Annotated in this window: 11 protein-coding genes; 8 read left to right on the forward strand and 3 right to left on the reverse strand. The window is 38.0% G+C overall.

From position 1 onward, the window contains the following. The gene (locus G9H60_RS05770) at nucleotides 1–1,080 is read left to right on the forward strand and encodes a hypothetical protein (protein ID WP_223143136.1); all 1,080 of its coding nucleotides are present in this window, start codon (nucleotides 1–3) and stop codon (nucleotides 1,078–1,080) included. Here G9H60_RS05770 and G9H60_RS05775 read toward each other — a convergent pair whose 3' ends face one another. Then, nucleotides 1,081–2,193, reverse strand: coding sequence for an amidohydrolase family protein (locus G9H60_RS05775; RefSeq protein WP_223143137.1), 1,113 nt, complete (start codon nucleotides 2,191–2,193; stop codon nucleotides 1,081–1,083). 104 nt (nucleotides 2,194–2,297) lie between these two features. Here G9H60_RS05775 and G9H60_RS05780 point away from each other — a divergent pair, with 104 nt between their 5' ends. From G9H60_RS05780 to G9H60_RS05790, 3 genes are read left to right on the forward strand one after another with little or no spacing between them, the layout of a single operon-like run. Further along, nucleotides 2,298–4,016: a tetratricopeptide repeat protein gene (locus G9H60_RS05780; protein WP_223143138.1), complete on the forward strand. Its 1,719-nt coding sequence runs from the start codon at nucleotides 2,298–2,300 to the stop codon at nucleotides 4,014–4,016. Nucleotides 4,017–4,044: 28 nt separating this feature from the next. Further along, the gene (locus tag G9H60_RS05785; RefSeq protein ID WP_223143139.1) at nucleotides 4,045–4,890 is read left to right on the forward strand and encodes a DUF4292 domain-containing protein; all 846 of its coding nucleotides are present in this window, start codon (nucleotides 4,045–4,047) and stop codon (nucleotides 4,888–4,890) included. An 11-nt stretch (nucleotides 4,891–4,901) separates the two neighbouring features. Beyond that, complete coding sequence (locus G9H60_RS05790; RefSeq protein WP_223143140.1) at nucleotides 4,902–6,308, forward strand: murein hydrolase activator EnvC family protein; 1,407 nt, start codon at nucleotides 4,902–4,904, stop codon at nucleotides 6,306–6,308. Here G9H60_RS05790 and G9H60_RS05795 read toward each other — a convergent pair whose 3' ends face one another. After that, complete coding sequence (locus G9H60_RS05795; RefSeq protein WP_223143141.1) at nucleotides 6,309–8,648, reverse strand: TonB-dependent receptor; 2,340 nt, start codon at nucleotides 8,646–8,648, stop codon at nucleotides 6,309–6,311. It abuts the gene before it with no gap. Nucleotides 8,649–8,838: 190 nt separating this feature from the next. Between G9H60_RS05795 and G9H60_RS05800 the strand changes: the two genes are divergently transcribed. The 3 genes from G9H60_RS05800 (at nucleotide 8,839) to G9H60_RS05810 (ending at nucleotide 11,787) form a co-directional block, all read left to right on the forward strand. After that, complete coding sequence (locus G9H60_RS05800) at nucleotides 8,839–9,342, forward strand: RNA polymerase sigma factor (RefSeq protein WP_223143142.1); 504 nt, start codon at nucleotides 8,839–8,841, stop codon at nucleotides 9,340–9,342. Nucleotides 9,343–9,479: 137 nt separating this feature from the next. Further along, nucleotides 9,480–10,955, forward strand: a complete 1,476-nt coding sequence (locus G9H60_RS05805) for a phytoene desaturase family protein (protein WP_223143143.1) — start codon at nucleotides 9,480–9,482, stop codon at nucleotides 10,953–10,955. 1 nt (nucleotide 10,956) lies between these two features. Further along, nucleotides 10,957–11,787, forward strand: a complete 831-nt coding sequence (locus G9H60_RS05810) for a phytoene/squalene synthase family protein (RefSeq protein ID WP_223143144.1) — start codon at nucleotides 10,957–10,959, stop codon at nucleotides 11,785–11,787. Between the two features lie 78 nt (nucleotides 11,788–11,865). Here G9H60_RS05810 and G9H60_RS05815 read toward each other — a convergent pair whose 3' ends face one another. Continuing rightward, a complete protein-coding gene (locus G9H60_RS05815; RefSeq protein WP_223143145.1) occupies nucleotides 11,866–14,223 on the reverse strand; it encodes a M1 family metallopeptidase in 2,358 nt (785 codons plus the stop codon). A 175-nt stretch (nucleotides 14,224–14,398) separates the two neighbouring features. On the opposite strand from G9H60_RS05815, the gene xylA reads away from it, so the two are divergent. Further along, entirely contained in the window at nucleotides 14,399–15,727 is a 1,329-nt protein-coding gene (xylA, locus tag G9H60_RS05820) for a xylose isomerase (RefSeq protein ID WP_223143146.1), read from the forward strand. Nucleotides 15,728–15,729 lie beyond the last annotated feature (2 nt).

Raw genomic sequence — 15,729 nt, forward strand, 5'->3', positions numbered from 1 at the left:
ATGCGCAAACTGATAGCTTTTATCGTCTTGATTTTCTGTTCCGCTGTTCTCATAATCAGCAGTTCAGAAAAAGGTATGCACATGATTACTCAAGGTAGATATGCACGAAGTGATGCTTGGGGTGCAGATAAATACCGTTTTGGGGATCTGTATGGGATTTCATACTTATCAGATTTTCGCATTGAAAAAGATACTCATTTATTGGCTTTACCTGCATTAAAGGATTCGGTATTTCGCGACTATGACTTGACCATTTTAGGAGATAGTTATTTATATAGTTCCTTTCAAGTTCAAGCTGCTTATTTCAATCGGGTGAATTCTGTTCAGTTATATCGATGGTCAGATAGTCAACAACATTTAATTCCTGCTAAGTCAAACAAAAAGCAAGTCTTATTGATCGAATGTGTGGAAAGAAATATGTGGGACCGAATGAATTTGGCTGATGCTAGATTGCGACTTGATGTCCACCAAGAAAAATTATTGCCTATTGCAAAAACTAACAAGCAAATACTCATCGATCAGTTAGACCAATTTGATGCTGGTGTAAGAAAGGCTATTTATCATCCAACTTTGGAATCAAATTTGGATTTTGTCTTGTTTAATGTTGGTTATTTGGGTTGGATCAAAGAAATCAAAGCTGATTTCACATGGAAGGTTTTGGGCAGGACCAATCCGGATGTCCAAGTTTCACAAGATGGTAAATTTCTGTATTTGTCAGAAACAATCCATCCGAATAAAAGAGGGTCATCTTTTCGTCCCATTGAGCAGAAAGAAATTGATTTAATGGTAGGACATCTTCAAGAAATTGAATCGTATTATTTGTCGCACGGGTATGATCAAGTGATTTTTTCTTTGATTCCCAATCCAGTGGCTGTCCTCGAAACGGAAGCGAAAGCCACTAATTTAGCCATACAAAAAATTGTTCAGCACCCCCAATTAAAAGTTAAAATAGTAGATCCTAGCTGGTCATTGAAACAACAAGCTTCCTTGAATTTTTACCCATCAGATTCTCACTGGAATTTACGGGGTGCACAAATTTGGTTGAATGGCTTCAACCAAGAGCTCAATAAACTGCCTTAGTTATTTCGGAAACTGATTTTTATCTAGTTTAGGTAATAAGTTCAAGGCGTTTTTATAGTACACTTTTTTCAATACTTCATCGGGTAAACCTAAGCCATAAATACGCCAAAAAGCATGTCTTTTACGGTAGTATGGAAAGTATTCATCATCTGTTTCTAATAATCTAAAATAGGTGTAATACTCAGAAGTAGCCCAAATATCCTTTCCGAATAACACGCGATCCTGGTATTGAATCATGAATTTACGGGCATTTTTAGGTTGTCTACCTAATTCATGAATTACCGCCCCAATTTCTGTGTACATGTTGGGATATGTATCTAATAAACGTCCCAATTCCGCTAAATCATTTCCTCGCCATGCTAAGTGTGCTGCAATGAATTTGGTTTTCGGGTGTTTGCGGATAATATCAGTAAGTTCATCCATCACAACTTGCCAAGAAGGATATTTTGAAGCTGGACGAGCTCTTCCTGGGAATTGTTTTAATTCTAACCAACGTTCATTGGTTTTATCATGTACATCAAAAAATGAAATTGGTTCACCCGTATGAATTAAAACGGGAATATTCAATTCACCACATTTAGCCCAAACTGGATCTAATCTAGGGTCATTGGTGGATAATCTGTTGCCTTTGGAATCTTTAACTTCTAGACCTAAATCTTTATAAATTTTTAAGCCCATGGCTCCTGCTTTCACTTCTGCTTCTAAAGCCGCCACAGTCTTGACTGTCCAATCTGGACTATCAATATTGGCAAAACTTAAATTGGTAAAAACAACGACCCTGTTATTGGTTTTTTCTCTCCCGGCGCGAGCAGATTCTGATAAATATGCCGTTCCAGCAGCTATATCAGCTCCACGTTGAGAACCTTTGCCACTAAGGTTCACCATAACCCTCATGTTCAGACTATCCATTTGTTTCAATAGATAAGCCAAATCCTGATTGGGCATGTTAAATTGGTGATTATGAATATCAATGAAGGGATATTTCGCTTGTTTAATCTGATGTTCTGGCACTTTTAATGTAGAAACGGGGTCATACTCTTCAAAACTCATGGTTTTTTCTTGAGCGAACAAAGAAGTACTTATAAGCAATGTGCAGAACAATAGGTGTTTCATGGAATCAATTATTTTAACGAATCTATTCAATTCTGCTCAAATACAGCGCATTTCATTTAAAATTTTGAAAAGGATTCGGGGTATTTCGGTATATTCGAACTTTTATGAAATACCTCTATCCCATACTTTTAGTTTGCTTGCTTTCCAATTCTCTGTTTGCTCAGGAAAATGGGAAAAAAGGTAAGAAAGAAAGCTCCGCTTTTTCTCCTTCACGAGCAGAAGAGTGGATGGCGGAAGGCATGCGCCATTATTTGAAAGAAGATTATGATGAGGCCATATTAGTATGGGAGCAGCTTTTAGCTGAAATGCCTCAAGAGGCTTCAATTTCCTTTTATTTAGCTAAATGTTATCTGGCACAAGGCAAAGCCATCAATGCTTTGAAATACGCGCAAAAGGCCAATGAGCTTTCTCCTTATTCCTTGGATTATGGATTACTTTATGGGGATTTATTATTGCAAGAAAGGAAGTCTAAAGAAGCAATTGCCTGTTTTCTGAAACTGATACAATATGATTCTATGCAGCCTGATGTGAATCTTCGATTAGCTCAGGCATACCTTTGGAATAATCAAGGAGATGAGGCTTTAAAGGCCTTGAAATCAGCAGAACCATGGATAGGTGATTTTCCTGAAATCATCCGAACGAAGCAATACATTTATTTGAAAAATGAACAATGGGAGGAGGCTATTCAGGAAGGAGTAAGTTTTGTAGCCAATAACCCAGAAGAGCCATTATTCGCTTGGGAGCAAATGGAATATTGGTGGCATTTGAGTACCTGGAAAGGAGCTAAGTCTGCCTTAGAGCAATTATCGGCAGATTTTCCTAATGATGGCCAAGTAGCATTATTGAATGCCAATGTACGTGTTCATGAAAAGAATTTTGCAGAATCACTTTCCTTTTTGGACCGTTGTTTAGCAGATTCAGACATGCATATAGAGTTGTTTAGTCAGGTTACTTTACAAACGTTTGAATTAATGTCTGGTCAGGGAGATTGGGACAAAGCTTATGCCTTTTTACAAAGAGCAGTGGCAGCTTTTCCTAAAGAACCTCGATTTGTGGCTATGCAAGGCGATTTATGGATGAGTATTTCCAAGTTTCAAGAAGGTCAAAAAGCTTATATTAAGGCAGCTAGGAATGGGGGAGGGAAGTTTGAAGTTTGGACTAGAATTATTCAATTGGATTTTGAGATGAACGCCTTGGATAGTGTTCAAGTACATGCACAAGAAGCTTTAGAAGCCTATCCGAATCAAGGCTTTTTATGGTTCCAAATGGGTTTTGCCCAATACATGCAAGGGAAGAGTAAAGAAGCTCTAGCATCATTCGAATCGGCTAATCCCTATGTTCAAGAAAAAGATACTTGGTATGTACAGTTGTTCGCTTTGATGGGAGATGCCTATCATGCCACGGGGAATTACCGCGATTCTGATATGAGTTTTGAAAAGGTATTGGCCAAAAGCCCGGAGGAAGAACATGTTTTAAATAATTACAGTTATTATTTGTCGTTAAGAAAGGAAAAACTCGACAAAGCCGCTAAAATGGCCAAATTGCTAACAGATAAATTTCCTAAAAATGGGACTTATTTAGATACTTATGCTTGGGTATTGTACCAGCAAAAAGAGTATGCCAAAGCCTTACAATATTTGGAATTAGCCCTGAAAGATGAAAAGCAAAACAGTTCCACCGTTTGGGAACATTATGGAGATATCTTGTTTCGCCTAGGGAAATCGGAGGAGGCAGTCAAGGCCTGGGAAAAAGCAAAAAGTCTAGAAGGTGCCAGTCCTAATTTATTTAAAAAGATTGAGAAGAGGCAAATTATCGAAAATTGAGATAATTTTGTGTCGTAAAAAAAATCGCATGCCATATTTAAGCCACGGGAAAAATATTTTACTTTTTGGTTTATTCATCCTTTTTCAATCTTGCGGGAAAAAAGTTGTGAATACACCTGTTGAATCCGTGGCCCTTAGTGATAGCATCATGGCTAAAGATACTTCAGTAATCGTAGAGAAAAAGCCTGAAGTAGTGGAAGAGCAGCCTGTTGTAGAGGAACCTAAAGTGGCTACTGAGGATTTGAATTTTAATTACTTAAAAGCGAAATCTAAAGTACTTTGGAAGACCAATTCCAATTCAGATACCTACACGGTAGATATTCGAATGAAGAAGGATAGTATAATCTGGATGAATATTTCGGTTTCCATGATTACAGGTGCTACGGGTCTTTTTTCTAAAGATCGAGTTCAGTTTTTTCATAAAATCAATAATGAGTATTTTAATTTGACCTACGACAGTTTAAGTACCAAAATGGGTTTTAAGATTAACTATGAAATCTTACAATCTTTAATTGTAGGAAATCAACCATTCAAGAAGAATAATTCGAGAGTCATTCGGGAAAATGAAAACTATATATTGAAACAAGATGAAGGTCGAATTCAAATTGATAATTATGTAGGGCCCAACAGAAAATTGAAAAAACTTTTAGTAAATGATGGGCCTACAGAAAATAAATTGACTTTGGATTATGAAGATTTTGCGGCAATCAACCAGTTTTTGTTTCCATTTTCGAGTCAAATAACCTTAGATGTCAAGGACAAGGACAATAAATTGGTTAAAACTCTCATTAGTATTAAGTATTCAAAAGTAGAATTGTTAGATAGTCCCTTGGAATTTCCTTTTAAAGTTCCTGCCAAATACCTCAACAAATAAATCCTAAAACCTTGAAATACATTGCTTTTCTATTCTGTTTATTGCTTACTTTTTCCTTGGATGCCCAAGTGGATAAAAGAGAGCAATTGGAGCGTCAAAAGAAGGAAAATTTAGCCAAGATTAAAGAATTAAACAGCATCATTTCTCGTACCTCCAAGAAGAAGAAAGTTTCTTTGGGGAAATTAAACGTTTTGAAAGAGCAGATTGGGGTGCAGAAAAAGCAAATTGGCATTTTGAGTGAAAATCAAAAGCTTTTGGCACAAGAAGCGAATAAACTCCGCCAAGAAAGCGACATTCTAGCTGCCAAATTGAAAAAATTAAAGCGGATGTATGCTCAAATGCTATTTGAAGCACAAAAGACGTCTACCGTTTATAATAAGTTAAGTTTCTTATTGCTTTCTTCCAACCTGGGGGAATTTACTCGCCGTTTCGACTATTTGCGCCAATTTACCAGTAACCGAAAAGCCCAAGCCCATAAGATTTTTCAAACTCGTCAGGATTTGATGTCCAAAGAGCAACAAGTGATTTTTAAGAAAACAGAAGAGAAAAAGGTGTTGGTAGAGAAGGAAAAGGAGAAAAAGAATTTGGAAGTACTCAAAACCAAAGAGGATAAAGTCGTTACTGTCTTAACACAGCAAGAAAAGAAATTACGCATTGAATTAGAGCGCAAGAAATTGGCAATTCGGAAATTGGATAATTTGATTGCGGGAATTGTGGCTAGAGAAATTCAAAAAAGTCAGGAAAGAGAAAGACGTCTGCGTTTAGCCCAGCAAGCCAGGAAATTGGAAGTTAACAAACCGTCTTTACCCACTTTGAAGGGAGATGGGACTTTACCAAAATACTCAGAGAAGTCGAGTAAGGAAGATGCCAAATCTGAGACGAGAGTAGAAACGGCTGAGGACAAAAAAGAGCTAGCCAAGGCCAAGGTGGCAGAGAAAGTTGAAGTGGCAAAAGCTGAGCCATTAGAAAAGAATATATATTATATGAATGCGGAGGAGGCCAAATTAGCTAGTTCATTTGGAGCTTTGCGCGGCAGAATGCCTTTCCCTGTACCTTCGGGTTTCATTTCCGATCACTTTGGGGTACATAAACATCCTATCTTAAAAGGTGTGATGATTAATAATAATGGTATCGATATTCAAACAGCCCCGGGATCTCCTGTACATTCTGTTTATGAAGGAATCGTTCAGTCAGTGGTGAATATACCAGGTATCAATATGGTCGTAGCTATACAGCATGGAGACTATTTCACTGTTTATTCTAAGTTGGATAATGTTTCTGTTTCCACCGGACAACGTGTTCGTACTGGACAGCGAATTGGCAGTGTGGCATCAGATGATGATGGTACAGCAGAAATCAATTTTCAAGTATGGAAAAATACCATTCGCCAGAATCCTGAGCAATGGTTGAGAAGGTAATTAACTGAATTTGTAGGCAACTCTCAACTGGATATTACGTCCTTGGTCATCTGTATAATAGCGGAACCTATTTAAGTAATCCCGATACGATTCATTTAGTGCATTGGTAATGCGTATTCCAACATCCAATTTATTGAATTGATATCCCCAATTGAGTTGCACTAATTGATATCCAGCTGGTGGCTCAACATAGTCAGATCCTGCTTCTACACGGTTTTGTCGTGATACTTGAGTTAAGCCAGCACTGATGTATTGTTTGTTATGGTTGAATTGATATCGGATCAAGTATTCAAAGCGATCAGCTGGAATGTTGACCATGTATTCTTGGTTTTTGGTATTAAAGGCTCTTACCAAACTAGTTTTATGTTGCAAGGAAATTTTGGGATTGATGTGATAGGATATTTGGCCATCTAATCCATTGAATCGCGCATTGATTTGTTCATAAGTAAAGCCAGGGAAAATTCCTCGAAGCGTTACCACATACACAGCTTGGCCATCATTCACCATGGGGCGTAAATAAATAAAATCTTGAATATGGTTGCTGTATAAACCTAATTCGATGTCCCATTTCTCTAAATTATATTGGGTATTTAGACTTAGGTTGGTTGCGGTTTCCCCTTTTAAATTAGGTTGCCCAATTTCATAGGCTGCTGCACCATGGTGAACACCATTAGAAAAAAGTTCATTGGCTCCAGGCGCTCTAAAGGCTCTAGCTAAAATGAAGTGGCTTTCTAGATTATCAGTCCAGTGGTATTTTAAGCCTGCGCTACCAGATAAGCCTGTAAAGTTCTTTATATCTCGATCAATGATGAAAGAGTAATTTTTGATAGGACGGTGGGTTACAATCTGCTTTTGATCTAATCGAAGACCTAATTCCAATTCCCATTTTTCTTTGACCATTCTTTCAATGGCAAATAATCCCAAGTTATTTTGTTCGTAATTGGGTAAAAGACTGGTAATCAAAGTAGGAGAGTTTACTCGATTACCGGAAGTGATATTGTCTTGAAGGGAGAAGGTTAGACCGAATTGCCCTTTCCATAATTGACTAGAATATGCCCCATCCAATAAAAGTTCTCCATTCCAGGTACTTAGTTGAAAGCTTAAAGTATTGATGTTTTTACCAGCACGAAGGACATCTAGCTCTAATCGCTCATCCGTTTGATGAGCCAAGGTGAATCGTAATGCGTAGTTTGGTGAAACTTGATAAAAGCTTTTAAACTTTAATAAATCATGAATGACGTCTTGGTTTGGTCGATCTATATTACGAATAAACTCAGGTGGAGTAAATTGCTCTAATGGTCTAGACAAGGCAATGGATCTTTCTAAATCATTCACGTTTCCAATATGAGAACCCAAGAAGATACCCAAAACAGTATGGAATCTACTATAGAATAGATCGGCTCCAAACTGCCGTGATTTATAGCCTATTTGACCAGAAAAATTTTGCTCTTGTACACCAGTATTGGCCAAATAATAATTAGCCGAATGAATGTTTCCTCCATTTTTGATGGTTCCTTGTACACGCCAACCCCATCCTTTGGCTCCAACGAAACCACCCTCTAGACTTCCAGAACCAACCCATTGGCGGCCATTGGTGAAGTAAATACTTTGCAGCTCACCTTTTATGCCACTGGTATCTGGGAGTGCGTTAGGTTCTAACATAACAATACCACCTATAGCATCTCCGCCATACCTTAAACCAGCAGGTCCTTTTATCACTTGAATATTTTTGCTGACAAATGGATCAACCTCAGGAGCATGTTCACTACCCCAATTTTGACCTTCTTGGCGTACACCTTGATTGAGGATGATCACCCGACTGGAGTGCATTCCGTGAATGACAGGCTTAGAAATGGTGCTACCTGTTTGCAGGCTTTGCACACCTGATATGCCCTTAAGCATTTCTCCCAAATTAAGACCATCTCTTTCTTTTCTTTCCTCTGAACTCAAGGATCCGCGCATTTGAGCGCTAGTTTCATTTCTTTTGCCACTGACCACCACCTCTTGCAAATGTTCATCATGCGTATGAAGTGCAATATTTTCCTCATGTTGATCAGTCAGATTAACTTTGATTTCTACTGGATCATAGCTACTCATCTCACAAACCAAAGTATAGGAACCTGGACAGATTTTCTTAATGGAGAAAAAACCTAAGGAATCGGTTTGAACAGCGAAATTGGTGCCTTTCAAATAGACATAAGCACCTTTTATTTTTTCACGATTTTCGATGGAGGATACTTTTCCTTGAAGTGTGCAAAAACAGTTTTTCTGCGAATAAGATTCGTGAAAAAGCAGAAGCAAGAAGAAAAATAATACTAGTGATTTTAATTTCATGCGCATACCATCTTTTTCAGATGGGGATTTAAATATACACTCATTTTATTTTTTAGCCCAATTGCATAGGTAGATAACCGATGATTGAGCTTTTTGGGACGACCATTTAGAGGGTTACAGCGATAATTTTTTTTAATAATAATTTGTTTTGTTTAATCTTTTTATAAATTTGTTAAACAAAACAAACACAACGTTTATGACAGCTCTTGAATTTACGTATCAGGTTGGAAGCTTTTCTAAGTTTTTGAAACCCTTTGCATTACGTTTAACAAAAGATCTGGATGATGCCAACGACTTGGTTCAAGATACCTTGGTGAAGGCTTATTCCAACCGTGAAAAGTATGCAGAAGGTACCAATCTAAAAGCTTGGTTGTTTACCATCATGAAAAACACATTCATTACCCAGTACCAGCGCATGGTACGTCGAAATACCTTTATTGATACCACTGAGAATTTACACTTCATCAACTCACAAGAATCTTTGCAAACCAACGGAGCTTTGTCCGAGTTTGTGCGCGAAGATTTAGAAAAAGCTTTAAACCAAACGGATGAGATGTATCGATTGCCATTTTTAATGTATTTCAGAGGTTTTAAATACCATGAAATCTCGGAAGAATTGGACTTGCCTATTGGCACAGTAAAAAATCGAATTCATATTGCTCGTAAGGAATTAAAGAAAAAATTGCACATGTACGCTTAAAATTTCAGAATTGATTAGTTTTTTGGTTAACAGAAGAAACAAGCAAAAAGTCAGATTTTATCTGGCTTTTTCTTTTAGGCATCACAGGTCTTTTCAAAAGATGGTTATATTTGTTTAGGTTCGATTAATTGGATAGGATGAAAAAGAAAAAGGTAATTGTAATTGGTGCAGGTTTTTCAGGAATTTCAGCGGCTACCGCTCTAGCTGACCGTGGATATGAAGTGGAGGTATTGGAAAAGAATGCAGAACCTGGGGGACGTGCCCGTGTTTTTAGGGAAGCTGGATTTGTTTTTGATATGGGTCCAAGCTGGTATTGGATGCCAGATATTTTTGAAACATATTTTGGAAAATTTGGCAAAAAACCTTCCGATTACTATGAGTTGAAACGATTAGACCCATCCTATTCTGTTATTTTATCAGACTCTGAGGTAATTGATATTCCAGCAGATTTGGATGGAATTAAGGCCTTGTTTGAATCATATGAAGAAGGAGCTTCCAGCCAATTGGACAAGTTTTTAAATCAAGCAGCCTATAAATATCGAGTGGGAATTCAGGATTTTGTTTGGCGTCCATCCGTTAAAATCACCGAGTTTCTAAGTGCAAAACTACTAGTTGATGCCATCCGCATGGATGTCTTTTCTTCATTTTACAAGCATATTCGTAAGTTTTTTAAGTCGAGCACCCTTTTAAAATTGATGGAATTCCCCATCCTATTTTTAGGAGCCATATCGCAAAATACACCAGCGATGTATAGTCTGATGAATTTTGCCGAAATAACCATGGGAACTTGGTATCCCATGGGAGGTATGCACCAAATTGTAAATGGAATGGTGGCTTTGGCAGAGGAAAAGAAAGTGAAATTTACTTATAACGCGGAAGTGAAGGGCTTTGAAATTGTTAACAAACATGTTCGGGCGGTAAAAACAGCGAAAGGTTTAATTGAGGCAGATATGGTGGTAGCTAGTGCAGATTACCATTGGATAGAACAATTGTTGGGGGAGGATTTTAGAAATTATTCCGAGGAGTATTGGGATAAACGTGTTATGGCTCCTTCGTCTTTGTTGTTTTATTTAGGTATTTCCAAACGTCTACCCAAACTAAAACATCATAATTTATTTTTTGATCGCGACTTTTCTGTGCATTCACATGAGATTTACACGGATCCATCCTGGCCATCAGATCCTTTATTTTATGCCAGCGCTCCTTCTATTACAGATCCATCAGTAGCGCCAGAAGGTTGTGAAAATATCTTTTTGTTGATTCCTGTTGCCCCTGATTTAGAGGATACAGAAGTATATAGAGAAAAGTATTTCCTTCAATTAATGGACCGTCTGGAAGCTTATTGTGGCGAAAATATTCGGGATTTTATTGTGTATAAACGCTCTTATGCTCACCAAGATTTTATGTCTGATTATCATGCCTTTAAGGGAAATGCTTATGGTTTGGCCAATACCTTAATGCAAACAGCTATATTAAAACCTAGTTTGAAAAATAAAAAATTGGATAATCTCTACTATACAGGTCAGTTGACCGTACCTGGACCAGGCGTTCCTCCTTCCTTAATTTCTGGTTTAGTGGTTGCTAATGAAGTAGATAAATCCCTAAGAAAATAGCATGACCCAGATAGATTTATATCAGCGTGTTTCTTTGGCTTGTTCCAAATTGTTAACTAATGCCTATTCCACTTCCTTTTCATCAGGAATTAAGACCTTATCTAGTCGCTTTCATGATCCTGTTTATGCGATTTATGGATTTGTTCGATTGGCAGATGAAATTGTAGATACCTTTCATAATCACAATAAAAAAGTCTTATTTGAGCGATTTAAACAGGACACTTATTGGGCTTTAGAAGAAAAAATAAGTTTGAATCCAATTTTGGAATCCTTTCAACGAGTTTATCATGAATACGGTATGGAGCAAGAATTAGTGGATGCATTTTTGTATTCCATGGAACTTGACCTATTTGAAACTCAATATGATGAAGCAGGATATAAACGATACATTTACGGATCGGCTGAGGTGGTAGGTTTAATGTGTTTACATGTTTTTTGTCAAGGAGATAAATCCCAATACTCCACCTTAAAATCAGATGCATGTGCCTTGGGTTCAGCATTTCAGAAAATCAATTTTTTGCGTGATATCAAATCAGATTTTGAAGAGAGGGGAAGGGTGTATTTTCCGCATATCGACTATCTGACTATGACGGAAAAGGATAAAAAGGAAATAGAAGCGGATATACAATTGGATTTTGATGCAGGATTGCGTGGAATCAATCGATTGCCAGAGGAAGCTAAAAAGGGTGTACTTTTAGCCTATTTGTATTATACCCAGTTATTTGAGAAAATAAAGAAGGCACCTCTAGAGCTAATCAAAGAAGAGCGTGTCCGTGTACCTGATATTCAAAAGTTATGGATATTTATCAAAATGAAGTTTGGTATAGAGTAATACTGGATTAGAGAATTGCTTATTAACAAAAATGTCAACCCCTAGAGGTTGACATTTTTGTTGTTCCCAAAGGGGAAATTAGTTTTTAGAACCTGTAACTGCTCCAGCCGCCTTTTTAGCATTTTGTGCTTCTTGCATTGGGTTGGCTTGTCCAGCACCATAGTTTCTAGGTTGTGCTTTAAATAATTGAACTCGCGTAGGTTGAACCGGTTCACGTGGGAATGAATTGTCGTCCGTATCAATATCTGCAATTTCATAATAAGGATCTAAGGTCCATTTAGCCACTTTCTTGCTTGTTGGGATAATCTTTTTCGCTTGAACATCATTCAAACGCCAGATTTCTGCAGGGAAACGCATTACTTCTTCGCTTCCATCTTCAAAAGTCAATTTAACAATTACTGGCATGGGTAAACCACCTTTATTTTTAAAATTAACCACATAGAAATTCTTTCCTTCAGCTACCAATTTGCGCTCTTCATCGGATAAAGATGATAGGTAATCTTGGTATTTTTTCTTCTCTGCATCCGAAGTCGCAAAACGATCATAGCTATTGTAGAAGTCCTTCATGTCAGGTTCTTTCTCCACAACTGTTTCTTTGATATCTGTTTTATTGCGGATATTCGAAATAGTCTCTCTTTTAGCTGTAAAATCTGCCTTGTCTTTTGCTTTTTTGGCAATAGGATCTTGGTTATCAATGCCATACCAATCCACTGTTTCAATCGACTGATTAACTGGCTCCGTTCCGTAGAACCATCCTCTCCAGAACCAATCCAAATCCACTCCAGAAGCATCTTCTAAGGTACGGAAGAAATCGGCAGGGTAAGGTTGCTTGAATGCCCAGCGACGAGCATATTCTTTGAAGGCATAATCAAATAATTCACGACCCATCACCGTCTCGCGCAGAATATTTAAAGCCGCGGCTGGTTTAGCATAGGCATTGTTTCCAAAGTCCATGATGTTTTCAGAATTAGCCATCACTGGAACTTGATTCTTTGAATCCAAACGCATGTAAGGGACAATACTTTGAGCTTCACCACGTCTGGCTGGGAAATTACGATCCCATTCTTGCTCCGCTAAATATTGGCAGAACGTATTTAAACCTTCATCCATCCATGACCACTGTCTTTCATCTGAATTGATGATCATTGGGAAGAAATTGTGTCCAACTTCATGAATAATAACCCCGATCATACCATTCTTAACATTTTCTGAATAGGTACCATCAGCTTCCGGACGACCACCATTGAAAGAAATCATAGGATATTCCATGCCACCACCTAGGGTAGCATGACAAGAAATAGCTACTGGATATGGATAGGCAACTGTTCTTTTAGAATAAGAACGTAAGGTATGCGCTACAACCATGGTGGAATATTTTCCCCAAAGTGGATTACCTTCTTTCGAATAATAGGACATTGCCCACACTTTTTTACCTTCTACGTCCACTTGCATTGCATCCCAAATGAATTTACGGGAAGCCGTAAAGGCAAAGTCACGTACATTGTCTGCCTTGTAAATCCAGGTTTTTTTCCCAGAAGGTTTTCCTTTTTCAGCTGCTTCAGCTTCTTCTTGATTGACGATTTCAACCGGGCGAGTGGCCGTTTTAGCTTTATCCCAACGTTTTAATTGGTTGGCGGTCATTACTTGGTTGGGATTCAACAATTCTCCACCTGCACCCACAACCATATCATTGGGTGCTGTGATAGCTACTTTATAGTTTCCAAAGTTCAAAGTAAATTCCCCTTGACCCAAAAACTGCTTGTGCTGCCAGCCATATACGTCGTTGTACACCGCCATTCTTGGGAACCAATGCGCAATGAAATAATTGGCATTGCCATCTTTAGCAAAAAACTCATATCCTGATCGACCGTAGTATTCTGTGATTAAATAATTCCAGTCAATAGCAAAGCTTACACTTGCCCCTGATTTTACGGGTGTAGGCAAGTCGATACGCATCATAGTTTGATTAATGGTGTAGCGTAAAGCATTTCCTTTGATGTCCTTTACTGCTGTGATTTTATATCCATAACTTTTTGGATCTGTTAGTTCTTTAAATGCAGAGGCTGATATACCATTTTTGATATCACCCGTTTTGGTGGTGCTCCCAGCTGCGCCTTTTTCAAAAAGGTTTTGATCTAGCTGCAACCATAAATAAGGTAATTCATCAGGCGAATTGTTGAAATATGTAATGGTCTCAGAACCAGTGATTTTTCTATTGATATCGTCTAATTCGACTTTGATGTCGTAATCTGCGCGTTGTTGCCAGTAATCTTTACCGGGTGAGCCACTTGCAGTACGGTAACTGTTGGGTGTAGGCAGAATGGATTCTAATTGTTCGAATCGATTGTTAGCATTGTAAGTTCCAGCTGCTGATTGGCCAAAAACAGGACTAGCAAAAAGTCCTAATAATAGGAAGAGGAATAGTTTTTTTGTCATTGATGAGCTCTTTTTTCTCAAAAATAGAAAAAAGATTTTACTCTTTCTTCATCAATTAGAAAGCCATCCTGGATTACTCGATAGGACGGACTAAAAAAAAAGACAGATAGCTATTTTAGTCTTGGGTAGATTTTGTAGTTTTGAAGCTTATAGATATAAATTAAACTGTTGAACCATGAGTGTGATTATAGGCCAAAAAGAATATTTCAAAGGCATCGAAAAAATTAAATTTGAAGGAGTAGACTCAGATAATCCTTTAGCATTTCGTTACTATGATGAAAATAGAATAGTAGCGGGTAAAACCATGAAGGAGCACCTTCGTTTTGCTATTGCATATTGGCACTCATTCTGCGGTGACGGTTCTGATCCGTTTGGACCAGGTACACATCATTACCCATGGGATGTAGCTTCTGATCCACGTCAACGTGCGGCGGATAAAGCAGATGCAGCATTTGAATTCATTACTAAAATAGGAGCTCCGTTTTATTGCTTCCATGATGTGGATGCCATTGATCAATCTATGGATCCAAAAGAGTTCAGCAGTCGGGTTGAATTTATCTCAGACATCTTTGCTAAGAAACAAGCAGAAAGTGGTGTACAATTACTTTGGGGAACGGCTAATTTGTTTTCTAATGAGCGCTATATGAATGGCGCTTCTACCAATCCTAACTTTGAAGTAGTAGCACATGCGGGTGCTCAATTGAAATCTGCTATAGATGCAACCATTAAATTAGGTGGTCGTGGATATGTATTCTGGGGAGGTAGAGAAGGATATATGTCTTTATTGAATACGGATATGAAACGTGAGCGTGAACATTTTGCACGTATGTTACATACTTGTGTGGAATACGCTCGTAGAAATGGATTTACAGGGAAGTTCTTCATTGAACCAAAACCATGTGAGCCAACGAAGCATCAATATGATTATGATTCTGCTACTGTGATTGGATTCTTGAGAGAGTTTGATTTATTGTCAGAATTTGGTTTAAACCTAGAAGTAAACCACGCAACTTTAGCGGGTCACACTTTTGCTCATGAATGCCAAGTGGCTTCTGATAACGGCATGTTGGCTTCTATGGATGCAAACCGTGGCGATTATCAAAATGGTTGGGATACTGATCAGTTTCCTACCGATATTTATGAGTGGGCTGAAGCCATGGCTATTGTTTTACGTCAAGGTGGATTAGCTGGCGGTGGTATCAACTTTGATGCGAAGCGTCGTAGAAATTCAACGGATGCGGCTGATTTATTCTATGCTCACGTAGGTGGAATGGATACCATTGCTCGCGCTTTATTGATTGCGGATAAAATTTTGACTCATGGAGAAATGGATCGCTTGAAAGCAGCACGCTATGCTAGCTTTGATTCGGGTAAAGGAGCAGAATTCGAGCAAGGAAAATTGAAATTGGAAGACTTATATCAAATTGCTACCGAAATTGGTGAACCAGCTTTGATATCAGGTAAACAAGAATATTTAGAAAATTTATTGGGCAGATTTGTCTAACA

This window comes from Aquirufa aurantiipilula (assembly GCF_019923745.1).
GTDB lineage: Bacteria > Bacteroidota > Bacteroidia > Cytophagales > Spirosomataceae > Aquirufa > Aquirufa aurantiipilula.